This window comes from Sphingobacterium sp. CZ-2, from assembly GCF_004526235.1.
In the GTDB taxonomy this organism is placed as follows: domain Bacteria; phylum Bacteroidota; class Bacteroidia; order Sphingobacteriales; family Sphingobacteriaceae; genus Sphingobacterium; species Sphingobacterium tenebrionis.
The window spans coordinates 3,452,230-3,477,569 of the sequence record NZ_CP038159.1 but is presented as its reverse complement, the minus strand read 5'-3'; the positions used below and the strand labels follow the sequence as shown (position 1 = coordinate 3,477,569).

General features: G+C 39.9%; 18 protein-coding genes, 1 tRNA gene and 1 pseudogene. 8 read left to right on the top strand and 12 right to left on the bottom strand.

The window, feature by feature from the left end; genetic code table 11:
* The first annotated feature begins 4 nt into the window (after positions 1–4).
* Positions 5–1,291, top strand: coding sequence for an SUMF1/EgtB/PvdO family nonheme iron enzyme (locus E3D81_RS15175; RefSeq protein WP_134778049.1), 1,287 nt, complete (start codon positions 5–7; stop codon positions 1,289–1,291).
* A gap of 33 nt (positions 1,292–1,324) precedes the next feature.
* Positions 1,325–2,425 (top strand): gliding motility protein GldN, encoded by a 1,101-nt coding sequence (gene gldN / locus E3D81_RS15170; protein ID WP_167554331.1) that lies wholly within the window; start codon positions 1,325–1,327, stop codon positions 2,423–2,425.
* 69 nt (positions 2,426–2,494) lie between these two features.
* Here the strand turns inward: gldN and gldM are convergent, their stop codons facing one another.
* Together gldM and gldL are read right to left on the bottom strand one after the other, a co-directional pair.
* A complete protein-coding gene (gene gldM, locus E3D81_RS15165; protein ID WP_099366474.1) occupies positions 2,495–4,027 on the bottom strand; it encodes a gliding motility protein GldM in 1,533 nt (510 codons plus the stop codon).
* A gap of 30 nt (positions 4,028–4,057) precedes the next feature.
* Complete coding sequence (gene gldL, locus E3D81_RS15160) at positions 4,058–4,870, bottom strand: gliding motility protein GldL (RefSeq protein WP_134778047.1); 813 nt, start codon at positions 4,868–4,870, stop codon at positions 4,058–4,060.
* 395 nt (positions 4,871–5,265) lie between these two features.
* On the opposite strand from gldL, the pseudogene E3D81_RS15150 reads away from it, so the two are divergent.
* Both E3D81_RS15150 and E3D81_RS15145 read left to right on the top strand, forming a co-directional pair.
* Positions 5,266–6,255: pseudogene (locus tag E3D81_RS15150) on the top strand (LacI family DNA-binding transcriptional regulator).
* 93 nt (positions 6,256–6,348) lie between these two features.
* Positions 6,349–6,918 carry a hypothetical protein gene (locus E3D81_RS15145; RefSeq protein WP_134778044.1) on the top strand — a complete coding sequence of 190 codons (570 nt, stop codon included), beginning with the start codon at positions 6,349–6,351 and terminating at the stop codon, positions 6,916–6,918.
* Between the two features lie 140 nt (positions 6,919–7,058).
* On the opposite strand, the gene E3D81_RS15140 is transcribed toward E3D81_RS15145, so the two are convergent.
* From E3D81_RS15140 to E3D81_RS15115, 6 genes are all read right to left on the bottom strand, one after another.
* On the bottom strand, positions 7,059–8,390 hold the full coding sequence (locus E3D81_RS15140) for a DUF4302 domain-containing protein (protein ID WP_167554329.1): 1,332 nt from the start codon (positions 8,388–8,390) through the stop codon (positions 7,059–7,061).
* A gap of 2 nt (positions 8,391–8,392) precedes the next feature.
* Positions 8,393–9,754, bottom strand: coding sequence for a substrate import-associated zinc metallohydrolase lipoprotein (locus E3D81_RS15135; RefSeq protein ID WP_099366469.1), 1,362 nt, complete (start codon positions 9,752–9,754; stop codon positions 8,393–8,395).
* A 7-nt stretch (positions 9,755–9,761) separates the two neighbouring features.
* On the bottom strand, positions 9,762–11,225 hold the full coding sequence (locus tag E3D81_RS15130) for a RagB/SusD family nutrient uptake outer membrane protein (RefSeq protein ID WP_099366468.1): 1,464 nt from the start codon (positions 11,223–11,225) through the stop codon (positions 9,762–9,764).
* A gap of 11 nt (positions 11,226–11,236) precedes the next feature.
* Positions 11,237–14,581: a SusC/RagA family TonB-linked outer membrane protein gene (locus E3D81_RS15125; RefSeq protein ID WP_167554328.1), complete on the bottom strand. Its 3,345-nt coding sequence runs from the start codon at positions 14,579–14,581 to the stop codon at positions 11,237–11,239.
* Positions 14,582–15,483: 902 nt separating this feature from the next.
* On the bottom strand, positions 15,484–16,095 hold the full coding sequence (locus tag E3D81_RS15120) for a response regulator (RefSeq protein ID WP_134778041.1): 612 nt from the start codon (positions 16,093–16,095) through the stop codon (positions 15,484–15,486).
* Positions 16,088–18,004, bottom strand: a complete 1,917-nt coding sequence (locus E3D81_RS15115) for a sensor histidine kinase (RefSeq protein ID WP_167554327.1) — start codon at positions 18,002–18,004, stop codon at positions 16,088–16,090. Before E3D81_RS15115 ends, E3D81_RS15120 begins: the two co-directional genes overlap by 8 nt.
* A gap of 292 nt (positions 18,005–18,296) precedes the next feature.
* On the opposite strand from E3D81_RS15115, the gene E3D81_RS15110 reads away from it, so the two are divergent.
* The 3 genes from E3D81_RS15110 to E3D81_RS15100 are packed head-to-tail and all read left to right on the top strand — an operon-like array spanning position 18,297 to position 20,424.
* Entirely contained in the window at positions 18,297–19,052 is a 756-nt protein-coding gene (locus E3D81_RS15110) for a carboxypeptidase-like regulatory domain-containing protein (RefSeq protein WP_099366462.1), read from the top strand.
* A 26-nt stretch (positions 19,053–19,078) separates the two neighbouring features.
* The gene (locus E3D81_RS15105) at positions 19,079–19,882 is read left to right on the top strand and encodes a hypothetical protein (protein WP_134778039.1); all 804 of its coding nucleotides are present in this window, start codon (positions 19,079–19,081) and stop codon (positions 19,880–19,882) included.
* Between the two features lie 2 nt (positions 19,883–19,884).
* Entirely contained in the window at positions 19,885–20,424 is a 540-nt protein-coding gene (locus E3D81_RS15100; protein ID WP_134778038.1) for a hypothetical protein, read from the top strand.
* 89 nt (positions 20,425–20,513) lie between these two features.
* On the opposite strand, the gene E3D81_RS15095 is transcribed toward E3D81_RS15100, so the two are convergent.
* Positions 20,514–20,585: transfer RNA gene (locus E3D81_RS15095), tRNA-Glu, on the bottom strand.
* Between the two features lie 113 nt (positions 20,586–20,698).
* Between E3D81_RS15095 and E3D81_RS15090 the strand changes: the two genes are divergently transcribed.
* Positions 20,699–23,215, top strand: coding sequence for a family 20 glycosylhydrolase (locus tag E3D81_RS15090; RefSeq protein ID WP_134778037.1), 2,517 nt, complete (start codon positions 20,699–20,701; stop codon positions 23,213–23,215).
* A gap of 78 nt (positions 23,216–23,293) precedes the next feature.
* On the opposite strand, the gene E3D81_RS15085 is transcribed toward E3D81_RS15090, so the two are convergent.
* The 3 genes from E3D81_RS15085 to E3D81_RS15075 all read right to left on the bottom strand — a co-directional run bounded on the left by E3D81_RS15085 (position 23,294) and on the right by E3D81_RS15075 (position 25,277).
* Complete coding sequence (locus E3D81_RS15085) at positions 23,294–24,037, bottom strand: hypothetical protein (RefSeq protein WP_134778036.1); 744 nt, start codon at positions 24,035–24,037, stop codon at positions 23,294–23,296.
* Between the two features lie 27 nt (positions 24,038–24,064).
* Entirely contained in the window at positions 24,065–24,553 is a 489-nt protein-coding gene (gene ribH / locus E3D81_RS15080) for a 6,7-dimethyl-8-ribityllumazine synthase (protein WP_134778035.1), read from the bottom strand.
* A gap of 61 nt (positions 24,554–24,614) precedes the next feature.
* Positions 24,615–25,277 (bottom strand): tetratricopeptide repeat protein, encoded by a 663-nt coding sequence (locus E3D81_RS15075; RefSeq protein WP_134778034.1) that lies wholly within the window; start codon positions 25,275–25,277, stop codon positions 24,615–24,617.
* Between the last annotated feature and the right edge of the window lie 63 nt (positions 25,278–25,340).

The window sequence follows — 25,340 nt, the reverse complement described above, 5'->3', positions numbered from 1 at the left end:
TAATATGAAAAGACTGTTCCTAAGTCAGCTTTATAGCACATTTTGTTTGGCTATACTGTTAGGTGTCGTCGGATGTTCTTCATCTGGAAACCTATACAATGCACCGAAGGTATCTGCCTTTAAGGGAGGGAAACTACCAGCGCCTCCGGGTATGGTGTATGTTCCATCTGGTACTATTCTGTTCAAAGGGTCATTAGATAGCGGAAATGTTGGTAAGAATGTGAGTCTTAGTGCATTCTTTATTGATGAAACGGAGGTAACCAACAAACAATACCGTGAGTTCGTGAATTGGGTAGCCGATTCCATCGCTGTTACCGATTATTTACAGGATGATCAATACTTTTTGGATATCGCTAGTGAGGATGGTACAAGCAAACGTATCGATTGGAAAAAGGTGAAACGTATTTCTCCACTTTGGAAAAGTAAGGATCCCGTTATTGCAGAGAAGTTGGCACCCATGTTGGAATTGAAAGGTTCTAATAGAGCTCTGAATCCAGAAATCGTACAATACCGTTTTTCTTACCTGAAAACCAAAGGAAATCTTAAAAAGGAATATGTTACAGAAACAGTCTCGGTAATGCCTGCCGAGGATATCTGGTCAAAAGATTTCCCGAATGCGCAACTAACTTCTTTAGATGCGAATTACTTCACGCACCAATCATTTGATTACTATCCGGTAATCGGGGTTACTTGGCGCCAAGCCCGTGCCTTTACCGATTGGAGAGGAAAGGAAATGATGGCCAATGTGATGAAGAATTCGTATCTGAGCGGTTATCAATTGACATTCAGTTTGCCTACCGAAGCACAATGGCAATATGCTGCTGAAGGTAAGATCGATCCTAGAGATACTATTGTGGGTAAAAGAATGACCATTGATGGTGATAATGGAAAAGAGAAATTGGCAGTCAACTACAAGCAAGGCGAGGGTACTTATTCACGAGATGGAGCAACCTTTACATTGCCGGTAAAATCCTACCAACCGAATGCTTTTGGCATTTATAATATGGCAGGTAATGTTTCAGAATGGACATTGGATGCTTTCAGTCCGTCGGCTGTAGCTTTTGTGAATGACCTGAACCCGGTATTGTTATATGATGCAGATGAGGAAGATGCAGATGCCCTTAAACGTAAAGTAGTTCGTGGCGGATCATGGAAAGATAACGGTGAACAGCTGAACAGCGAAACCCGTAACTATTCCGTGGATTACGAACCACATTCCTATATTGGTTTCCGTTGTGTGATGTCGGCATTTGAAATGCCTACCTCGCAAAGTAAGACCAGAAAATATTAATAAGGCCTGTTGATGATTAAAATGATTTGTAAGATGAAAAAATGGCTTATGTTAGTGGCAGTTACAATGGGAGTTAGCCCATTGATCGCCCAGACGATTGATACCATACCTGATAGTACGGCATTGCAGACTATCCAGACCCAAGCGGTCGTTCAGGGAGAACCACTAATGGATACCATCCCGACTACGGATGGGTTCTTCCAAGTGAATAACCTGGAAGATGCAGTTCCTTTTGCTTTTCCGGAAGTGAATGTAAAGAATATCCGTTTTTACAAACGCGTATGGCGTGATATAGATCTGAAAGATGATCGTAATTTTATATATGCGGTTCCAGGCAATTCCTTAATGGAAGTGATCATGAAATCTATTGAGCAAGGTAAATTAACACCATATAGTCCTGAGGATGATTCTTTCAAAGGAAAGCTTTCTGCCAGAGAAGGTATGGCAAGATTTGCCGATAGTGTTCTCGTTCCGATTTTTGATGATGAAGGTAATCAGATCGATTCCAGGATGACCCTGAATGAATTCAATCCTGAGCGCGTGACCAAATTCCGTATCAAAGAGGATATCTTCTTTGATAAACAGAGAGGAAGATTGGAAACCCGTATTATTGGCGTCGCGCCACTGATGGATATCACCACCTCAGCTGAATTAGCGACTTCTGTAGGTTCCACTCCAGCATTCTGGTTGTATTTCCCACAGTTACGTTACGCCTTGGTAAAAGTCGATGTTTCCGATCCAGATAAGGGGCTGTATGATATGACGATGGATGACTTGTTTGTTCAGCGTAAATTTGCAAGTAAGATCATCCGCGAATCTTCACCAGGTATGTTGCAACAGGCTGAATTGGCTAGTGCAGATAGTACCATGATGGATGGTTCACAAGCCATCGAGGATAAATTGGAAGCCTATAAAAAGAAACTTTGGAAGAATCCAAAAGGGGTGAAGGCAGAGAATTTAGAAGGGCATGAGCAGGATCTTAAACTGGAGGAGGAAGAGAAACGTCTGAAGGAACAATTGCAGCAGGAAGAACAGCAACAGCGTTTAAGAAGAGAACAGAGAGAACAGCAATTGCAACAACAGCAACAACAACTTCAGGAGCAACAACAACAATTACAGGAAGGAACCTATTAAAAAAATACACATAAAAAAACGCCAACCATTCAATTATGGTTGGCGTTTTTTTATGTGTTTTATTTGCTATTAATTAGCAGTCAATGCAACTGCATTCAATTGTCTTGGAGTTCCATCAGGTCCTACTGCGATAATATTATCGAAGATAACCCTTGTTCCTGGTCCAATACCATTGATGGCCGAGCGCATGGAAGAACTCAATTGGTTTCCAGAGGTGGACAATACAATCGCATCAGCCCTTGGTTTCGCAATGATCAAGGAGAATTTGGTCACCTTGAAGGATGCGTCAAAATCAAAGTTATCCAATTTAGCAAAAATAGCATTCTGTGCCTTGATCGATACGGTTGGCATGGATCCTCCAGTTTTACCGGCAAACTGCGCGATAGGATCAGGGATACGTTTCACACGGAAATCCGTAGAACTTAATATCTGATTCTTGCCCGGAGCTACCTCTGCCGATACCGTGATCTTCGCTGTTCCAGGAGAACTTACACGGACATTATACTTTCCGCCGCTTCCTGAAAGGCTTCCACCACTCATGCTCACCTTGATTTTATTGGTTGGTGTTCCTGGTGCCGAAACCGAAATAGGGTTATTTACACCGATATACAATACGTTCATCTTATCCGGAGATACTACTGCCGAAGGTCTCGATACTTGGTAAGTCTGAGCTGGCGTACGGTATTCCTTGATCGAGCCATCGGTTTGCTTCACTTTGATGATACCTGACCAGGTAAAGATCCCTTCTTGGCTGGTGTTTACTCGATAGATACCTTTTCCATCTTGCACGTCCAGATTAGCGCCATTGACACTAATGCTCGGCTGTGATTTGGAATCGGATGCCGTCAAGAATACTTCTGCTGTGTAGGGTTGGCCTTGTACAAGATAGGAGGTAGGAGCAACAGCAACCGCTGCAAACTTATCCAAGTTCACTACCGCTTGGTCCATTTTGCCCAAGATCAGTTTTACCATATCTGATTCTGCATTTTGAGCATCTGTTTGAATCTTTGTCAAGATGGTCATCGCAGCTGTCAAAGGCGTTCCGCTTCCAAAATTGATTTCCTCCCATTTGCGTTTTCCGTTCACCGGTTTTTCTGGGTCATTCGCCTCCAAGGAAAACGAAACAGATTTCTGTTCTTCTGGTGTCAATAGAGCCAAAAGTTTTGCTCTTGTTTGGTTTATTTTATCCTTTAGTTCTGTACCCTTCTTTTGGTTGATCATCATATTTACAGCGATATCTTCATTCTCGCGCATTTTCAGATCTCCTGTATTCTCGTCATATCCTCCGCCTTGATTGACGAATTCTTCTTTAATACTGTTGATGTACTGATTAAGATCGTTGATGATGGCCGATGCGCTTTTTGCCTTATCATAGATTGGCTTTGCACGTCCAGGCTCATCTTTTAATTTGGTGCTTTCAAAAGCGGTGAATAATTGCTGAACCGAATTGTTAACATTCGATTTGGATGTTTCTAAACTGTTGTTGATGTTCTTGAATGCATCCAATATGGAATCCGGTACATTTAATGCAAGCAAGGCTAGCAAGACCAAATACAAGATATTGATCATCCGCTGCCTTGGCGTCTCTCTTCCTAATGCCATTTTGTAGGTTTTAAGTTTTACGTGGATGAATTATACTCTTGGTTGGTTCATGGCTGTCAACATATTGCCATAGATAGCATTTAATGCATTCAGGTTTTTCGCCAACTTGTTCACTTCATCTTTGAATGCTTTGGAATCATCAATAGACTCGTTGAAGTTTTTCATCGTAAAGCTTAAATTCTCATAGAAACTATTCATGGACTGCAAGTGCGAAGACGATTCGCGCAGTTCTTTTTCATACATACTGTTCAATTGACGCAGGTTACTGGTTAATTGAGTTACCTGTTCTTGATAATTGCTGGTATCAGAATTGGTATTGGACAAGGCCACCAAATTAGCCGATGCTTTTTCAAAAGCAACGCTTAGACCATCAAATTTGGAAGTAGCTAGGCGTAATTTCTGTGCAAATTCATCAGTTGCCAAAGACACATCAGAAATACGGTTGATAGCGGAAACTTTTTCGCCAAAATCACGCAATCCCCTGCCCAGGTTTTCGATTGTTGCAGGTTCGATCTGTGCGTCCGAGAACATTTTGTCCAATGCTGCAGTAGCAGACGGTCCTGATTGTTGGTTAACAACCTGAACGGATCTGTTTGGCAATTCACCTTGGAAGTTGTCATCCAATTCTGGATAAACCTTAGCCCAATCTGGTTCTGCTGGAGGTGGGTTGAAACCCATTAAAAAGAATAATAAGGCCTCAACCGTTAGGCCGATACCGATGATGTAATTCGCCAATGATCCACCGATATGAAGGATCTTGAACATTACACCAATAATTACAATACTCGCTCCCCAAGAAATGGCAACATGCAACCATCTTGAATTGTCTTTTTTCTTACTCATAATGTCAATTTTGATTGATCTTTTTTAAGTGTTTGTAGATATAAGTTTTTTTAGCATTCCATAAACAAATACATGCTCAGAAATCCATCTATTACAACGCTTTTGAACCTGATTTATTACAGAATATTCCCCAAATATAACCTTATTGTTTTTTTTTGGGGAAATTCTGGATATTATTTTATTCTTAAATAACCCTTTTGGGGGGGCAAAAAAGTCTTTTTTTTAGCTTAATCCCTTAAGATGTTCCTCTCTAATGGAGATACTGTGGAGAAAGGAATTGTTCCAGGAATTTATTTGCTAATTGTACAACGTAAATTGGTTATCTTGTTCCTGAAAACAATAGGGTGGAGGAAGGATCTATGAGTAAAATGACACTTAAGGCTTAAGCAGAATACTTGGAATTGTCCGTTTCTACGGTATCTCGGGCCTTAAATGATAGCTATGAAATCAGTGATGAAACCAAGGAGCGTGTTCGGCAAGCAGTCAAAAAATTTGATTATAAACCAAATTTGGCAGCAAAAGGGCTTAAAGCTGGAAAAAGTAATTCCATTGGGTTGATCATTCCCTACATATCCAGTGCTTTCCAATCACAGATCCTAGAAGGCGCCCAACAAACCGCCCTTGAACATAATGTGAATCTGATTTTCATGCAGAGCCGCGAAAATAAAAAGATTGAGAAGGAATGCCTCCAAGCATTGATCCAACAGAATATCGACGGAATTATCATTGCACCAAGCGCAAATAGCAGTGTCTCTTATTTATAACAGCTGAATCAACAAGTGCCTCTGGTTCTGGTGGATCGTATAGACTTTGAACTGGATGCCCCAAAGATTGGTGTGGATAGTGAATTTGGTGCATATCAAGCCACAAGACATTTATTAGAGAAAGGGAAAAAGGATATTCTGGTCCTTGCAGGTAAAAATCTAGGAGTGAACAGCACGCGAATCTTGGGCTATAAAAAAGCCTTACAAGAATTTAAGATCCCTTTCTATCCTGAACATATCATACAGATCAATCATGGTCAGGAATCTGATGAATTGATGAACAACCTCAAGTTGATGTTGGATCGAAAACTAAAGGAGTTTGATCAACCGATTGGATTGTTAGGAATAACAGATACATTGACTGTAAATAGCTTAGGAGTTTTACATCAATTGGGTATAAAAGTGCCGCAGGATGTGAGTGTGATTGGCTTTGCCAATCTGTTATTTGCGGAGTCCTTGAACCCTCCTTTATCTTGTATAGTACAACCAGCCATTGAAATGGGAAGAACTGCCGTGGAAGAATTGATGAAACGGGTCATCCATAAATATAACCCAGAATTTTCATCCGAACAGATTATATTAAAACCTGAGATTATCTTAAGGGATTCATCTTATAATTAGTTTGGGGTAAATAATCTTCCCTTACGTTTTGAATCACACCTAAATCAAACGAGAAAAAATTCCTATATTTGTTTTAGAATCAATTATTTATATATGAAAAAAGTCTTTATTACTTTACTGGCTTCAGCATCAATTGCTTTTTCTTCCTGCCAGAAGGAACAAGATATTGTCACGATGGATGGGGAATGGTACATCAGGGCAATACTAGAGGAGTCTACTAAGCGTGATGAATTGGTATCAAGGTATTATAAAATGTATAAAAGGTCCGATGTTTATAATAAATATTATAAAACCATAACCTTTTCAGGCAATTCTTTTGTGATCACTACCTATGATAGAGATAAGGATTCAAATAAGAATACGGTATCGACCATAACATATCCATTCGTAATCACTGGAGATAATATGACCGTTACTCTTCCCGACGGAAGTACAACAACTTATAATTATAAGTTTTACGGTTTAGGTTCTCGTAGTTTACAATTAGGTTTCATCAATACATTTGTCAATAACAATAATGAAACCATAGTCACCACCAATAAAACGGTGTTGTTGAGGGAATTTCCTAAGGACGATAGCGAAGAGGAAACAGAAGAAATGTCTGCTCCTGGAGAAGTTGGTGGAGGTGAAGATACGGATGCTCCACCACCCATTGGTTGGTAAGATAGTTTTCTTCAAGCATAAAAAAGTCTAATGAATTCAATTAGACTTTTTTAATGCTTATTCATTTGTACCGGTTAGAAAAATAAAAAGGGGGATTTGATATAAATCCCCCCTTAATCTATTAGATTCTATATAAATTTTTATAGTTTCGATAGTTTACCATAGAATATGGCTGCTGGGTCAGAGACTTTAATCAAACCTCCTAAAGTACCGGCGTTAGGATCCGATCCTGAGATATAGGTTAGTTTGAATTCACCACCACTGAAGTAATTTCGAACAGCTGTTGATACCCAGCCATTGTTCCAGTTACCGTTTGTTGCAATTGGAGCAGTTAGTTTTAATACACCATCTGTCAAGGTGTAATTATATTCCGCGCTTGCTAGGTATACGGTACTACCGCTTTGGAAACGGACATCCAATACAGCAACTTTCGATGTCGATAACCTAAAGTTCACAGAGTGGGTCACCATACCATTTGCTGCATGGAAATTAACTAGGGCTGTCCAGATTGAGTTAAAACTTGAAGAAACACCTTCGGGCTGCTTAGTTCCAGCAACCGTTATTGCATTGAATGCTCCATCAAAAGAAAACATCACCTCAATAGGAAGAATTGGGTTAGCGCTATTTTTGATCTCGTATTTATTTCCCGCAATATCATGGATAAATATGCTATTCCCTTCCACTTCGCCTTTAGTAAAAACCAGATCCCTATGATTTCCGCCTGCTAAAATATCAAAACCTTTTAGATTGAAAGCAAACTTAAACGTATTCAAAACGGTTTTATTATCCGGTAGAACAGATCCGATATCAAGGGTTTTTGTGCCAGAAAATATGGACAGAGCTAACTTTGTGGCAACACCTCCGATATTAACCTCGATATATGGGTTTTTGAAGGATTGGAAGATAGCTTTGGTCTTATCAATGCTGGTCTTATAGGCTCCAGTATTATAAGCATCTTTTTCAGCAGCTGTAGCTTTGGCTAATACCAATTGTTGGCTGTATCTTTTTCCAACAAAAATGATAGAATCTGCATTTGAACGTAAGAACCTATATTCCAGGTCACTCCTAAGTCCTTCTCGGATTGTTCCATTGTAAACAGATGGATTAGGATCATTCAACATGGAAATATAATTGTAAGTGTCAAAAATCAATGTAGCTCCATTATCCTGTTTAACACGATAATTAGATCCTTCAATTTTTGTTGCTGAGGCATCGGTCAGGTCGGCAACCATTTTAACCACCTGTTGATCGTCAAAGTCCATGTAAAACCCATATCCCCCCTTTAAACCTGTTCCAACCGTTGCTTTCCAGCCATTTGGCGCAGTGGTCAGGGCATTGTTTATAGAATCGATTTTAGCTTTCATGCGTACATCTGGTGATTCGCCAAAGACTAAATCCTCTTCCTGTTTTTGACAGGAGGATGCCGCAACCAACAGCATCGCTCCAAATAAAATATTTTTTAAGTTCATCATCATTATAGTCCTAATACGCCATACCAATAATTTGTAGTATTGTTCTTCTCATAAAAACCTGCCAAGGAATTATAATCTGCACCCTCTACATCTGCTTTCAACCAATCTGCTGTAAAGGTTTTTCCAGTAAAATATGGCTGAAGGCTATTTGCAAAACCGGCAGAAAATAAAGCGGCATTAGCATAATTCCCAGTTGTACCTGCTTGTTCAACCTTCGTAAAGGTCAGGTCACCAGAAGTAGTATTATAGGCATATGTAAATGAATAGTCAGCCAAATATTGTGTTCCACCTGCTGCTGCTGTAAAAGCACATCTGATTGTAGCCTTATTATCTGCTTCAAAACGAACTTGAACATAGTCCAAATTATATTTTGCTGTAGAACTATAAGCTAGGACCGCCGCTTTCATTTTATCATAAGCCGCTTGAAACTCAGCGGGCTTACCATATTTAGAATAAATAGCATTCCCAGGATTGATGGTCACCGTTTTATAGGTACTTGCTAAGTATTGAGGGAATTTAAGATCATTTGGATATACAGTGCTCTTCAAGTAATTCTGAATTTCTTTTTGAAGCTCTCTAAAATTTACCTTAAGATTGGAAGTATAGTAGTTCGCAACATTGGCTTCCTTTTGCTTCAATTTGCTTTTACCTGCATCTGAAGAACTATTCGCATACCGATCGTACCAAGCTTGACCTTTTACCAATAAATGTGCAGCAGTTTCTGCATAATCCTCGGTGTAAGATCCACTTGCATACGAAGTCACGAAGCCATATTTTCTTGCCGTATCAGCAGGAGTTGTTGACCAAGTCGCTTTATAGTCTGCTTTAGATATCGATTCAAAATCTGTTGGAATATTTACCAATTGATTCAAAATGTGGACAAATTCGTGGTGGATAACCAATAATGCACCATAGGCACTGTAATTGTTGATGCCATATAAGTTCACCCTGCGGCCAGCCGAAGCTGTCCCAGCATATACTGAGCCGTCAGATGCATAGGAATTTGATCCGAAAAGAATCCATTCCTTAGGCGACATTTTTTTGATGAAATCAACGCCACCCACTTTTCTATATGGCAATAAATAACCATTCAATACGGATTCCATGGTTGGTTTAACTGCGTCCAAACGTGGAGGAGTTACGTTGCGGTCTACATCATGGTAATAACGATTATAACGGTAAACCACATCAATGTTGTACTCATCCAAAAAGGTTGTTTTCAACCAATTATCTAATTCAGTTTTGGTCTGTGGATCATCATCGTTATACTGGGAGAAATCAACATTCTTCACTTCCTCTTTAGCACAAGATCCTAACACACATACTACTGATAATGCGATTAAAATTTTATTTACTATTTTCATAATGGTATTATCTAGGATTTAATTCGATTCCTGCGATTTTAGCCTCTTCAGGAATCTGGAAAACACGTCTAGGATCTTCAGGTCCCAACTCAATCTCTGTTTCTTCTTTTGTAGGACTGATCACATTGTGAACTACCGGTAATTTTCTTCTGGTAACATCGATCCAACGTAAACCTTCCTCCAAGAACTCTGCTTTTTTAGCATTAAGTACTGCCTTGACCAATGCCTTTTTCGGATCGGTCTCCACATAGAAAGTCTGGATTTTTTCTAATGTCAAGGTATGTAAGCTCGGTGTATAGTTCCTGATTTTTGTACTATAGAACGTGTTCAGATCCGCTACGGCTAGATCATATTTACCTAATTCAGCATTTGCTTCAGCACGGTTCATAATCGCTTCATCCAAGGTTAATAAGGGTTGCATAATGTATGGATAACCAATGCCAGGACCTGTATAGAAGAAATAATATAACCATTTGTAGGTGGTGTAGTTTGGAGCACCGTATGAAAGTACTTTATTATCCAATACACCTCCCGTTACATGTGGGTCAGTAAACATACGTGCTAATTTGGCACCATAACCATATCTCGGAGAGGAAACATATGTCCAAGTCGAATAAGCATTCGTTAATAACAAGGTCGATTTTACATCGGATCTGGTAAAGGCTGCGTTGAATTCACCTGAAGTCATGTTTTTAAATGTGGTGTTTATCGGTCTTAAATTACCCGAGAATTCACCTGAAGGTGTTGATAAACTTGCATGATCGGCCGCTTTTTGCCATTCTCCTAAGAATAAGTATAACCTAGATGCAAATGCATGTGCCGCAGCTTTGGTAAAGTGATATTTTGGAACTTGATAGTTCTGGTCTGAAACATATTTTAAGCCTTCTTCCAGATCAGAAACGATGTTCTCATAGGTGGATTTTACGGTGCCACGGGTAAAATCCCCAAAAACTTTGGTTCCTGGAGCTTTTACGTAAGGAATACCTGGGGAATCATTTGTTCCGCCAATTTCATAGGATTTCGCAAAGAAAATAGCTAACATATGATGTGCATAAGCTCTTGCAATCAAGGCTTCACCTTTGTATTGTAAAACTTCGTCACCAAATTGATTTTCCTCGATGGATTCTAAAGCTTGGTTGGCCGCAGCAATTGCTTCATAACAACCATTCCAATAGTTTGTAGGCGTGTTTGTGCCCGATCCGATCTGATCTTCCCAAACGTAAGGCCTATCGCGTGTATCCACCGACGATCCTACTCCTGGTCCTTTGTCTTCTGCATTATCAGATGCTGCCTCTGCAAATGATAGATAGTCATAACCTGGATATGCCGTTGCAACCAATTGTGCTACTTTATCCACACTGTTAATGGTCGTGCGGTTATCCGGTTCAACATCCAAATATTTATTACATGAACTCGCCGTTAAAGCTAGTCCAGCTAATAGTATAACATTTATTTTATTTAATACTTTCATAAAAATCCCTATTAAAATCCAACCTTTAATGATAATGTGAATTGTCTTAATGTTGGCAATGCCACACCACCAGAAGCATAGAACTCTGGATCTTGGCCTCTTAAGCGCTCATCAGCAATGATGGTCCATAAATTGTTTCCTACCAAATTCAAACTTGCATTCGCTAGTTTAGTTGAACTCAACCATCTTTGAGGAATGGAGTATCCTAAAGTAACTTGTTTTAGCTTCAGGTAACCGCCATCCACGACACGCTCTGTACTGTAGTTGTACGCATTGTATGGATATTGTGCACTAACCTGTCCTCCTGTAGAGTTCGTGATATTGGTGTTAGAAATTGGGTCTAACAACGCAGGAATACTGGTGAAGTTTTCATCACCCGGCATGATCCATCTATTCAACATATCTTTTGTCATGACAGACATATCGTTATATGAAGCATAAATAGTTGGTCTCAATCTCAATTTATTTCCAGCAGAGAATGTGAACAATCCAGTTAGGTTAAAGCCTTTATAACTAAGTTGGTTGTAGAAACCTCCTGTGAACGTAGGTTCAACCGGACCTTCATATTTCAAATAATCCAATGTTTGGCTCTGTAAACTGATGTAAGATGTTTTTAGACCATCAGTACCGATGAATGTAGGGAAGCCGTAAGTAGGATTCAATCCATCAAATTGGATAGAGAATAAACTACGCTGAGAATATCCTTCCACTGCACCGCCTGTATTGGAAACGGCTCTCCAGATATTCGGATTGATATCTAAATTGGTGATTTTGTTCGTGTTGTATCCGAAATTAAAACGTGTTCTCCATCTGAAGTTTTCGTTGCTGATAGGATTACCTGCAATAGTCAATTCGATACCTTTTGATTCCATATCCGCGTAGTTTGCGATCTTGGTAAATTGACCATCAATTCCTGATGTTTGAACAGAACCTAATAAATCGTAATTCTTTCTTTGATATAGATCCACATTTAAGTCAATCTTATTGGAAAGTAAACCCAAATCAAAACCTAAGTTGAATTCTTTCATTTTTTCCCAGGTCAATTCAGAGTTTTCCAAACTGGAGATATAAGTCAATACTTCTTGGTCTACAATTTCTCTTCTTCTCGCAATCTGATTATAGAATACAGCTGAGGAGTTAGTCGCATTACCCATTGATGCTACCAAACCGTAAGTAGCTCTAACCGAGAAAGCACTTAAATAATCGTTTGTTGGCCAAAAAGTCTCTTGATCGATATCCCATGCTCCGGAAATGTTCCATGTTGGCAACCAACGTGCTGTTCTTGATTTACCCATTTTGTTGGATCCATCATAACGACCTGTCGCATTGAAACGGTACTTTTCTTTGTAGGAATAAGCTGCTCTCATGGAATAACCAACCCAACGGTCTGCATTATATCCCATACCGAAGTAAGGTTTACCCTCTTCTCTGGCTTCTTTGAAATATTTATAGTAAGGAGATACCAATCCACCATTTTCGTATTGATAACCTACCCCGTCGAAGAACTTAGCTTGTCTGTCCGTAGTTTTCATCTCCATGGAAGCAAACACGTTCAAGCTATGGTCCTCATTGAATTCTTTATCATACTCCAAATCCTGACGGAAGTAGTAGAACTTCATATTATCGCCTGTAATATTGTAAAATCCTCCATCTGGCAAAACAGATACTGCTGGATTATTAGGAAAATCAGGATCTTTATACAACCTTCCGTTAGATCCTACGATGGTTGCATCATCCATGGCCTTGAAAGATTGCACGTAATTTGAACCTTCTTTTAAGAATAGTTCGCTTTCTGATTTAGTATAACGGAAGGCACCATTGATCGAATACGTTAAATCTTTGATAAATTCATATTTCAAACCACCTTGGACCTTAAAGTCGATCATAGAAAGTTTAGCATAATTGTTCTCCATTTCCGTTAAAATGTTGAAAGGAGCATAATCACGCACGAAATACTCACGACGGCCATTTTCATCAAATGGGGTGATCAAACGGCTAGTACTCAACGCATAGTTATACGGGTTGATGTCATAACCTCTGTAGTATGAACCATAAACTGGATCGGATTGCACGTTCTGAGAACCCGGTGCTGATTGGTCACGGATAGAACCATTACCGATCAATTCCCCAGTCAATTTGTCGCTGAATTTATAATTGGATCTAAAGTTACCCGTGAAACGTTTAACATTATTACCGATCGTCATACCTGGGTCGTTCAAGAAGGAAACCGAACTATAGTTCTGTGATTTTTCCGTTCCGGAAGAAACACTTAAGGAGTGCTCTTGCATGATCTTACTTTGGAACAATAGATCGAACCAATCTGTATTTGCATTTGCATAGCGGGAAAGGAAGTCGATCTGGCTCTGTGCGTCATTTTTCAAGGCGAATGTTCCGGTGTTAGGATCATAATCGTACAACATATTGTACATCTTGTAGAACACTCCACCGTTAGCACCACGAGAAGCAGAAGGGATTTGGAAATAACCTTTGTTTTTCAACTCGATCATTACCGCCATCTGATCATAAGAAGACATGATGTCAAAATCGGCATAAGAAGGTTTTTGGTAGGTCGTAAAGTTACCTGTGTAACTTACCAATGGCTTACCATCTCCTTTTCTACCTTTTTTCGTATTTACTACGATTACACCGTTCATCGCTCTTGCACCATACATCGCTGTTGCAGCCGCATCTCTCAACACGTTGAAACTCTCGATGTCATCCGGGTTCAAACCTGCAACGGATGAACCTAACAAGGTGCTCATGTCTCCGGTTGACAATGCCTCATTGGAAATATTTACTACGTCTTCCAAGATGATACCATCGATAACCCATAAAGGTTTGTTATCTCCTGATAGGGAGGTTGCACCACGAACACGGATTTTCGGTGCAGCACCGAATGTTCCGGACACGTTCTGCACGGATACACCTGCTACTTGGCCCTCTAGCATACGTGAAATATCCGGTACACCGGCACGTTCTGCATCTTTTGCACTTACTTTTGTAGATGCTCCAGTAAAGAATTTACGGTCAAGTGTTTGGTAACCCGTTGCAACTACGGTTACCTCTTCGATCTGTTTTTCTGAAGATGATAAACGAACGGTAAAAGTAGAACGGTTGTTAACCGCTACTTCCTGTTCATTGTAACCTAAGAAACGGACGATCAAAGTCTCGTTACCAGCCGCTTGAATGGTAAACCTACCTTGGTCATTAGTACTAGCTGCCGTAGACTTCCCTTTTACCGTAACGGTAGCACCAGCAATCGGTTGATTGGTGCCAGCATCCACAACTGTACCTGAAATAGTGTTTTGAAGTGTTGATGCCGAGATTTTAGCACCTGCGTTCAATTTTGATGACATTGGGTCAGCAGCCAAACTAGAAAACGAGATTGTTCCCGCAACAGCTAGAACAACTAAATTTTTCCATGTTTGATTGAGCCTGTTTTGTCTCCACCAAGATAATTGAGAGTTCCTCTCAAAAATTGGAGAATAAAGATACCCCATAGATAAAATAATTTAGGACGTTAAATAATTGTGAGTTAAAGAATCTAAAAGATTAATGGTACTCAAGTAATTTATGAGGTCCAATATATAAAAAGATTTTATTGAAGTGAACTGACATTATTCAAAAAAATCTATTAAGAACAATATATGTTTATAATGGGATTATAAATGTTGGGCAACATGAAAATATATCAACAAACAACTACAAATTCTATTAAGATTTTATTAAACTTTTGTTTATTGTAACATTGCATTAGAATAAAGCTTGCTAAAACCGTTTAACTTTTGAAACGTTGTTAACCTTATAGAAAGTTTTAATCAAAATATGAGTTGGTTATTTTGATTAACATTTATTATCCATTTTCTCCAAGTGGTTTTTAGGATAAGCCTTCAAAATATGTTTGATGTTGGGTCAGAATCCTGGTTTAAGCATGTTTAAAGCAAGGCTAAAGTAATGGAATAGTATGTAAAGCATACATTTTACATACTTTTATGTTACTTTCAGTATGCTTTTACTCCGAAGCTAACATTTCAACGGAAAGTCATGTTTGAAATAGCCAAGGCATAAATAATAGGACAGTTTGGCGAAAATACAAAGGGTTTTATCGCTAAACATATTGAACCTATGTCAAGCGATATGCGAATGGTAATCTTATTTAGTTTAAGTAAATTCCCTTCTGCTTCCGACGGAAATTCGAATTTGAAAGGGTGCTAAATACTAAGGATGGGGATAGTTAGGTTACTGATTTCCCATCTTTTCAGATCAATTTCTTTTCTAAGGCGACCCGCACCAGTACCGCCGTGTTCTTCGCGTCCAACTTCAACAGCAGATTTTTTCGGTAGCTTTTAATAGTTTCGGGACTTAAGAAAATTCGGTCAGCTATTTCGCTGTTTGTCAATCCTTCGGCAATCAGTTTCAACATTTCACGTTCGCGTTGGCTCAACCATAGTTGGGTTTCCTTTGGTTTTTTCATCAACACATCCACTTCATGGCATAGAAAAACTTGTCCTTTGGCCACTTCTTGAATGCCGGTTAATACCTCTTCAGTCATCGCATTTTTGACCAGGTATCCAGAGGCACCGTTTTCTAGCATTTGTCTGACCACGCTATATTCATTATGGGTGGTAAGGGCCATGATTTGAAGGTCAGGATATCGCTGTTTAAGTTCTTTACAGAAATCAACACCATTCAAATCTGGAAGTCCGACATCAAGCAAGAGCACATCCGGTTTCCAATGACCGATGGAATCCCTGCATGCAGCAGCATTGTGCGCTATGAAGACGACACTTGCCAGTCCAGATTCTTCAATTATGGCACTAAGTCCCTCAGTTAGGATCTTATGGTCATCTACTATAGCTACTTTAATCATGATCTACATTATTTTGCAGTTCCAATTCAACATGAACCTCTGTTCCTTCCACAGAAGAATAAATATGCAATTTTCCTTGAAAGGCTTCCACCCGTTGTCGAATATTCCGCAAACCCATCCCTTCTGCTACTTGTTGTTGATCAAAGCCTTTTCCATCGTCATGAACGGTAAAGGATATCCGGTTGGACTCCTGTACCAATTGCACATTGATATGCGAAGCTACAGCATGTTTTAGCGCATTGTTGACGAGTTCATGGATACACCGATAAACCATGATTTCCATTTTACTGGGCAATCGAGCTTCATCGCCGAAATAATGGAAATCTGCGATCGGTATGGCAGCACAAAAATCAGATAGAGATACTTTTAGTCCATAACGTAATAAGGATTCGGGCATCATGTGATGAGCTACCCTACGAAGTTCTTGAATGGAGTCGTCCAACATCCCTAAAGCGGTCTGCAATCGAGTAACATCCATTGCCTCCAATATCGCATCGCCGTTCATCTGTGGAAGATTCATCTTTACCGCGGAGAGCATTCCCCCTAGGCCATCATGTAAATCCTTTGCCAGGCGAGATCTTTCTGCGGCTTCGCCATCTAGGGTGGCTTGTACAGCCACCAATTGCTTCTCCTGTTCGAGTCTGTGACTTTCTTCTTCGGCCAATTTACGTTTACTTACAGCCAATCGATAGCGAATATAGGCAAATGCCAAGGCCACTAAAAGACCGCCAGCTATGGCCACACCTAGCCAGATATAAAGTTGTCGTTGTTTTTCCAATGCGTTTATCTGTAATTCTTTTTTTTCTGTTTCATATTTGGCTTCCAGGTTGGAGATTGATCCTTGATATTCATCAGTCGCTAATTGCTGTATGGAGGCGGTATATTCATCCAAGTATTTTGCTGACTGTTCAAAATTGCCCAAATACATGTTGTTTCGGACTTGGTTCAACAGTGCATTGTGTTTAATCTCCAGATTAGTAGAGTCTTTTGATTTTGCCGCTAGGGCAAGCGTTTCGCTTTCTTGATACTTTTTTTGATGATACCGGACATTGGATAAATTTACATAGAGTTGGGCGAGGAGATTGGGGTAATTAACCTCTTTGGCCAAAACAAGGCCCTGCTCTGTATAATAGGCGGCCTGCTGGTAATTACCAGATTCCTGATAGCAGCGTCCCAAAATGTAGAGGGCAACTGCTTCACTATATTTATTTCCCAATTGATGATAAATATCTGCTGCACGACTGGCATATGCTATCGCTTTAGGCATATCAGTCTCCTGATAGATGTTCGTCAAGGCAATAGCTACAGAACCAAGCGCTTCCTTATCATTGCTTTTAATGGCTATGGCTTCGGACTCTTTGAGGTATTTTTCGGCCTTTTCAAAATTCCTCAATTGTAAATAGACATGCGAGATGTTTCCCAGCACCATACCTCTACCTACGTCGTGACCTTCTTTTTCAAATAATTGTAAAGCCTTCAGGTATTCTTTGAGCGCTTCAGCATGCATGTCCTGCATTTTATAAATAGTTCCCTTGTTCATGTGTGCATTTGCCAATGGCGTGAGGCTGGGCAACTCATTTGCCGGTTCAAAGGCGAGATCTTGGTAATAGTGGGCCGAATCATACTGGGTTAGGTAGAAATAGGACATCGCCGTATGGCTATAAAGAATGGAAAGCCACTTCTTGTGATCCTGTTTTTTCGCAAGTGCTATACCTTTTTTTCCAAATTCAATTCCTGAGGCAGCATCATGTTCCCAGGTGATGTAGAGGAGTGCATCGTACAATTCAAGCTGTTTTTCTACTGTAATATTCTTCTTTTCCAATTCCCTTTTTAAGGAATCTACCATTCTTGCTTGTGCTGTTGCCTTCATGCTCATTCCTAGCATCAGCACCAATAACATATAGCACATGATTAATGGTCGGAGCAAATCCCTGTATAAATGCTTTAAGATCATAACGGTTCATTATCAGGTTAATACTGATACAAAGATAGGTATAAGAGCTTTGGATAAAAACCCCCTTTGGGGGGTAAGATAGAAAATCAGGATGGTCTAATTTTGAGATGAAAATAAACCTTAACAGAAAAAATTATGAGAACACATTCTCTCTTGGTAGTCAGATCCGAAAAAAAGAAATAGTTCTTCTACTAGAACGATAGTAACATTCGAAAATTAACAGAATTGAAAATAAAATAAAACGATTATGAAAATGACAATTGGAAAGGCAATTTGGACAGCTATATCCTTGGTACTATTTGCCTGTTGTGATAAAGCTGACACAGGCGAAGGTACTGCTGGACCAGAAAAAGGCTATGCCACTGGCAAGGTAACAGATTCAAAAGGTGAACCCCTTTCAGACGTTCGTATTCTTTTAGACAATACCATGTTGTATGCATCCTATATTCATGGTACGACAGATAAGTCGGGAACTTACCGCATAAAGTCTCTCCCAGGTTCTTGGCGGGCTTTTGCCTATATAGACAAGCAATATAATGGAAAAGTCTACACGATGGAGCTTTTTCCGGATGGAACCGATGCTTTCAATGAGGAGGGTGCAGTACGCAATTTTTCCTGGAAGCTGGAAGGAGATATGCCCTGGGAAGCGGAAGCTTATTATGGCGGAACCGTCATGCTAACGACCGATTATGGTTTTTACGAAGATGAGAAGGACATGGAGATTACGCTGAAACCTACAGGTCCGCTGATCGATGGATCAACAGGAAAAACGATTGTCTTAAAATTTGGCGATAAAAAATGGACCCAACGAAGTGAGCTTTGGGATATACCCATAGGAAGGTATAAGGTTACTGCCAAATTGAAAAAAGACGGAAAAACAACCGACCTTAAAATTGAAGACTGGTATAAAAGGGAAGGAGCAGTAAACGAATTTCAACTTGATTTTATACCAAAACCTGGAAACGGAGTCGATAATTCTGCTTCCATTGTTATTGGCTATTAATATTAAAAAATAAAAAAAAAGTGACCATGAAAACAATAATGAAAAGCAACATTTGGATTTTTTTTATCGCAGTGACTATGATGTCCTGCTCCAAGGGTGAAGATTGCGACCCCAATGATGAGCAAAGCCCGTGTTATTCAGGGATAGTCCAAGGCAATCAGCTATTACTTGTCGAGGAGAAAGTGAACGGGGTGACTGACATTTCCTTTTTATATAATGAAGAAAATCAAATAACTACATACCGGATCCATCCAAAGGATGGAGTTGGGGAAAGTACAGCAGTTTTCACCTATAACGATAAGGGAAATATGATATCAGCAACCCATAGCCATGCTGGAAAACATGTTTATCGGGAAGATTATGCCTATGGAACTGATGATAAACCGGTTTCCGGAACTTGGACCTATCCACATGGGGTGGTGAACCTACATTTTGAATATACGAACAATATGGTATTAGAAAAGATTTCAGCCTTGAATGGTCAAGGGTATGCCCTCAATAAATATACATTTGATAGTAAAGGTGAAAATCTCTTAAGGACTGAATTAAATACAGATGGTACATTGTTAAGCATTATGGAATTTAGCGATTTTGATGACAAGAATTATCGGATGACAGGTTTTCCCTGGAAATGGAAAACTTATTCAATCAATAATGCCAAGAGCCAAAAGTTGACGGGTGCGGGTGTTGCAGGAACCTCGATCTTCTTAGATCATATCTGGAAATATACCTACAACGATTCCGGATATCCTACTAAGGCAGAAATCTACGATAGAGCAACCAATAAGCTGGTGGAAACTAGGGAGTATATCTATAAAAAAGCAAACTAAATATGAAAAGACTAACCATTATTATTACGGTTCTATTGGCCGCGCTTAAAGTCCAAGGCCAACAATTTAAAAAAGGAACAACAGCTATAAATGCTGGTTTCGGACTTGGAACCGCCTTAGGAGGACTGGGAAAGGCACGTCTAGCTTTAAGTCTATCACTTGATTATGGCATGTGGGACATGAATGGCCCTGGGGTAATTTCTCTTGGTGCATATGTAGGTAACACAGCGTACAAATACAATAGCGGAAATTATACCTCAAAATGGAATTACTTGATCACTGGAATTCGAGGTGCTTACCATTATAATGGTTTTACTTCTGCACCAAAATTGGATGTATATGGTGGATTGATGTTGGGTTTTAATATCGTGAGCTACTCCTCAGATGGAGATGGTTTAGATGTGGCAGACAATTACAGTAGCGGAATGGGATTAAGCGGATTTTTGGGTAGCCGATATTTTTTCAGTGAGAAATTAGGCGCCTTCGCAGAATTGGGATATGGTGTATCTGTACTCAATGTAGGAATTACGTATAAATTTTAATCCGGCCTATACGTTTCGCCTTCGGTCTTAATACTAAATACTCACTACTTTATACTAAAAATGCTCAGCTTTCGCTGAGCATTTCTCTGTAGCCCGTAGGGGAATCGAACCCCTGTTTCAAGAATGAAAATCTTGCGTCCTAACCCCTAGACGAACGGGCCGATTTGTGTTTCGGTGTGCAAATATAGAATTTCCTTTATTATTCCCAAAATTTTTTATCAAAAAAATCCTAAATAATTCTTTTAAGGGTATTTTTTGCTAGATTACAACTATTATGAATCGATTAAAAACTTACCTTACACTGAGTTTGGGACTATGTCTCGGACTTCAGGAATCTTCCGCACAGAAGATCAAAGTAAAATGGGATTTTAGCGCTAACTACCATCCCAGCCAAAATCGGGTATTGCAACTGACCTTGATCAATACCGATAATGTGCCCATCCAATTGGATACCTATGACCTATGGTTCAATTCCATGTATCCCATTGAAGAAATTAACCAAAACAATGCTGAAGAAATTAACCAAAAAAATTACAGGTTCCATAACCGAAATGGTAACCTGTATTCCGTAGACTTTGCAAAGGGAACTCGGATAAATGTGAAAGATTCTATAACACTAGAATACAAGTCCCCTTATCCCATTACCCACACTTCACTGACACCAAATGGGTTTTACCTGGAAAGTAAGTCCAAACCAAGCAAGCACATTGAGATAGGACATCCAGAAGTGATTGCTGCTAAGGTCACCCCACAAGAGGAAAACAATATGTTATCCGCGCTTTATGCACGAAATAGTTTGACCCATAATGGCAAGGCGCAGGCCATTTTACCAACTCCCGCTCATTTGAAAATGGGAAATGGGGCTTTTAGCCCAGGTAAGATACTGGATGTTTCTATCGATGAGGGATTCAATAATTCAGATAAAAAATCCTTTAGCGAATATCTCCGCACTTTCCCAAATCTGGCCCAAATCCAGGCACCCAAAGGTGACCAAGGCAAGCTTAAAATAAGACAGAACAAGGAATTAGGCAAGGAAGCCTATCATTTAAAGGTTTCAACGAATGGGATCGAAATTTCCGCTTCCCATGCGGCCGGCGTTTTTTATGCCGTTCAATCTTTAAGATCCTTATTGAATCCGGAACAATTACAGGGGAAAACAGCCCTTTCCTTTCCTTTTTTGGAAGTTCAGGATGAACCCAGGTTTGCTTATCGGGGGTTCATGATGGATATCGCTCGGAATTTTAAGGATATCCATACCATCAAGAAATACATTGATGTGATGGCTTCCTTGAAGTTGAATAAGTTCCACCTGCATTTTATAGACGATGAGGGTTGGCGATTGGAGATCCCCTCATTGCCAGAATTAACAGAAATAGGATCAAAACGATCCGGAACCTTTAAAGATGGGAATAGCATTCAACCTGCTTATGGATCAGGCTCAAATCCTACCGAAAATGCCTTTCTGACAAAAGAACAATTTCAGGAGCTATTGACTTATGCTGCGGAAAGACATGTAACCATCATTCCGGAAATAGAGACCCCTGGGCATGCCAGAGCAGCCATAAAGGCCATGGAAACACGATACCATCGTTTGATGAAAGCCGGAAAGCAGAAAGAAGCTGAAGAATTCCTGTTGTACGAAGCTACTGATAGTTCCAAATATAGTTCCGCACAATATTGGGACGATAATGTGATGAACCCGGCATTGCCTTCTGTATATCGCTTTATAGACGTGGTATTGGAGGATATCAAGAAGATGTATCAGGAAGTGGGTTTGGAACTGAAACTTGTCTCCCTGGGCGGAGATGAGGTTCCATCGGGATCTTGGGAAGGCTCACCCATCATCAAGCAGCTGATGGCGAAAGAAGGGATGAAATCTGTTTATGAAGTTTGGCCATATTATGTGGAAAAGATAAATGCCATCTGTGCATCAAAGGGAATGAACATTGCGGGATGGGAAGAATTTGGTATGGTCAACCAAGGAAAAGGGATGCAGGTCAATCCTGAACTCAATCATTTGGACATGTACCTAGATGTATGGAACAATGTTATCGGTGGAGGACAGGAAGATTTGGCCTATAGATTGGCCAATGCGGGATATAAGACGGTATTTACCAGTTGTGCAAATTATTATTTGGACATGGTCTGGGATAGGAATTTCAATGAACCGGGCTTAAAATGGGCTTCCATAACCGATCTATACCATGCCTATTCCATGTTGCCAGAAGCATTTTTTGCCAATATGAAATACACACAGACAGGCAAGGATCTGAAAGATGAATATATTGCAGGCAAAGTAAGACTTACCGAGAAGGGGAGGTCCAACTTAGTGGGCATCAAAGCCGCATTGTGGGCAGAAACGGTACTGATTGCGGAGCGTATGGATTACATGTTGTTCCCCCGTTTGTTTGCCATGGCAGAGCGGGCATGGGCCCCAAAACGAAATTGGGAAAATGATAAGGAATTCAATAAATCCGAATTTGATAAAACGTATAATGCTTTTGTGCACAAGGTAGGTAGTAATGAACTTCAGAAATTGGATTTTGCCTTTGGCGGATTTAAGTATCGGCTGCCATCGGTAGGAATAAATGCTGAAAAGGGAACTTTACATGCCAATACGGAATATCCTGGCTTTCAGATCTATTATACAGAAGATGGATCGATACCAACAGTTAATAGCCGTCCGTATCCAAAAGGCGGGATTGCATTAAAAGATCATATGATCGTGAAACTGGCAGCCATTGATCAACATGGTAGAAGTGGACGAGTAAGTACCTATACCCGGAATTAAACAAGATTATTAAGATTAACAAGATAAAAAAGGGCAAATCGGTTAGATTCGCCCTTTGCTATTCTATAAATTAAATTTCTAAAATGACTTAAACTTTTCGGTTTCCATTTCTGTGAAGGAAGCTACCTTTTGGTAGGATATGCTGTCGTTTGAGCCTTTGAAAATGGTGGGTAGCACCAAGCCATTTCCGATATCCTTGTAACCATTGACGATATAGCTCTTATTGTCCATATCGATCCGTTTGATCATTCCAGACTCCTCATTGACATATACACTTCCGCTTCCGCCAAGGAAATTGTTAAAGTCTACTTTTTGCAACTTTTCCGCATTGATGATCTTGCTCTCCGAGCCGCCATCCAAGGATGCGGTTGCAATACTCGCCGGTAAGGCTAGGACCTTGAGGTCAATCTTGTATTGTGCTGCTAGTTCTGAAACCAATCCTTTAAAGTCGGTGACAGAAAGTTCTGTGCCGTTTTCGTCGTATAGACGGATTAGTTTCTGGTTCTGAACGTTGAGGATAGCAACAATATTTTCATTATCAAATGTTCCTTCAAACCTGACCAAGTTACTTTGCTTGTCCAATAAAAATTTACGGGTTCCAGTGATGCTGCCAAATTGGCTGTTTCCTGAAACAGTAAACATAATGTACTTTGTTGATTCCCACTTATTTTTACCGCCCGCGCTGTTCCATATCTTATCTACTATGTTCTTGGATTGTGCCTTAGCTAAGTTAGGATATATACTTAGCAGGGTTAGGAATAAGCAGAAATAGTAAGAGGAAACCACACTTAGCTTCCTGGATACTATTAACCTGTGTTTCATATCCTTAGTCAATCAAAAACGATACCATTAATATTTTTTGCCGATTAGGGCCATTTGTATAGCTGTTATGGCTGCTTCTTCGCCTTTATTGCCATGTTTGCCGCCGGAGCGATCGATGGCCTGTTCCAGGTTATCGGTGGTCAACACACCGAAAATAACCGGTTTGTTATGTTGTATGCCTACATTTGCCAATCCATTGGCTACCGCCATACAGATAAAATCAAAATGACGGGTTTCTCCTTGGATCACACAACCTAAGGTAATGACAGCATCAATATCTTTATTTCTCAAGGCGATATCACTTCCTGATATCAGTTCGTAACTTCCAGGAACTTCGATCAGTTCAATGTTCTCTTCTGTGGCACCGTGATCTAGTAATCCTTTATAGGCACCTTTTAATAATGCGCCGGTAATTTGGGCGTTCCATTGTGAAACCACGATTGCAAATTTAAGATTCGCTGCATTTCCTACTTCGATGTGGGAGAAATCAGAAAGGTTTTTTAAACTACTTGACATTTTTGTATAAATAAAAAGGGCTACCATCGGTAGCCCTCAAAGTTAATCAATTTTTTTAGGATTACTGTTTCGCTTGTACACGTGCTAGGAAGCTGTCGATCGTAGTCGACTCGCTGCTTTGCGGATACTCATCTCTAATGCGTTGGTACGTAGATTCTGCGTTTTTGTAATCTTGAAGCTCTTCGTAAACCAGACCCAACTTCTTAAGGAATAATGGGGTAGTATAAACGTTTTTGGATTTATCAGCTGCTTTCTTGTAATAGTTAGCGGCTTTATCATAGATCTTTTCTTCCGAATAGGCATCACCCAATAGACCGATAACCAATGGATCTAAGATCTCCGATCCAGTCTCGGTGTACTGCTCTAAATAGTTGATGGCTTCCTTGAAATTCTTTTGACGTAAATATAGACCACCTAGGTAAGCATTTGCAATGTTTGCTGATTTGGTGTTTGAGTATTCGTCAGCGATTTCTTTGAAACCTGGGAATGCACCGTCGCCATCAATCGCTTTCTTTTGCAAAGAATCGATGGTAGCATAGTTTTCAGCATGATACATCTGGTTTGCTGCTTTCTCTGCACGTGGCGCTAGATATAGTCTTTGGTATCCAATATACAATAGGATCAATACAATGATTCCTGCTACAATAAAGGTGATACTCTTTTCGTTTTCTTGGAAAAATGATTTCTTCGTGCCTGAAGAAACGGTTTGATTATTTTGTGACATTCTTAGTTTTAATAGATTACGGAACGCAAAAATACACTTTTAAAGAATACTTGCAATAAATTA

Coding starts and splice junctions, on each gene's coding strand:
- E3D81_RS15120 (WP_134778041.1), bottom strand. CDS start 16,095: ATGATTAAAGTAGCTATAGTAGATGACCATAAGATCCTAACTGAGGGA.
- E3D81_RS15085 (WP_134778036.1), bottom strand. CDS start 24,037: ATGAAACACAGGTTAATAGTATCCAGGAAGCTAAGTGTGGTTTCCTCT.
- gldL (WP_134778047.1), bottom strand. CDS start 4,870: ATGAGTAAGAAAAAAGACAATTCAAGATGGTTGCATGTTGCCATTTCT.
- E3D81_RS15105 (WP_134778039.1), top strand. CDS start 19,079: ATGAAAACAATAATGAAAAGCAACATTTGGATTTTTTTTATCGCAGTG.
- gldN (WP_167554331.1), top strand. CDS start 1,325: ATGAAAAAATGGCTTATGTTAGTGGCAGTTACAATGGGAGTTAGCCCA.
- E3D81_RS15115 (WP_167554327.1), bottom strand. CDS start 18,004: ATGTGCTATATGTTATTGGTGCTGATGCTAGGAATGAGCATGAAGGCA.
- E3D81_RS15140 (WP_167554329.1), bottom strand. CDS start 8,390: ATGATGAACTTAAAAAATATTTTATTTGGAGCGATGCTGTTGGTTGCG.
- ribH (WP_134778035.1), bottom strand. CDS start 24,553: ATGTCAAGTAGTTTAAAAAACCTTTCTGATTTCTCCCACATCGAAGTA.
- E3D81_RS15145 (WP_134778044.1), top strand. CDS start 6,349: ATGAAAAAAGTCTTTATTACTTTACTGGCTTCAGCATCAATTGCTTTT.
- E3D81_RS15110 (WP_099366462.1), top strand. CDS start 18,297: ATGAAAATGACAATTGGAAAGGCAATTTGGACAGCTATATCCTTGGTA.
- E3D81_RS15175 (WP_134778049.1), top strand. CDS start 5: ATGAAAAGACTGTTCCTAAGTCAGCTTTATAGCACATTTTGTTTGGCT.
- E3D81_RS15130 (WP_099366468.1), bottom strand. CDS start 11,225: ATGAAAGTATTAAATAAAATAAATGTTATACTATTAGCTGGACTAGCT.
- E3D81_RS15125 (WP_167554328.1), bottom strand. CDS start 14,581: ATGTCATCAAAATTGAACGCAGGTGCTAAAATCTCGGCATCAACACTT.
- gldM (WP_099366474.1), bottom strand. CDS start 4,027: ATGGCATTAGGAAGAGAGACGCCAAGGCAGCGGATGATCAATATCTTG.
- E3D81_RS15075 (WP_134778034.1), bottom strand. CDS start 25,277: ATGTCACAAAATAATCAAACCGTTTCTTCAGGCACGAAGAAATCATTT.
- E3D81_RS15135 (WP_099366469.1), bottom strand. CDS start 9,754: ATGAAAATAGTAAATAAAATTTTAATCGCATTATCAGTAGTATGTGTG.
- E3D81_RS15090 (WP_134778037.1), top strand. CDS start 20,699: ATGAATCGATTAAAAACTTACCTTACACTGAGTTTGGGACTATGTCTC.
- E3D81_RS15100 (WP_134778038.1), top strand. CDS start 19,885: ATGAAAAGACTAACCATTATTATTACGGTTCTATTGGCCGCGCTTAAA.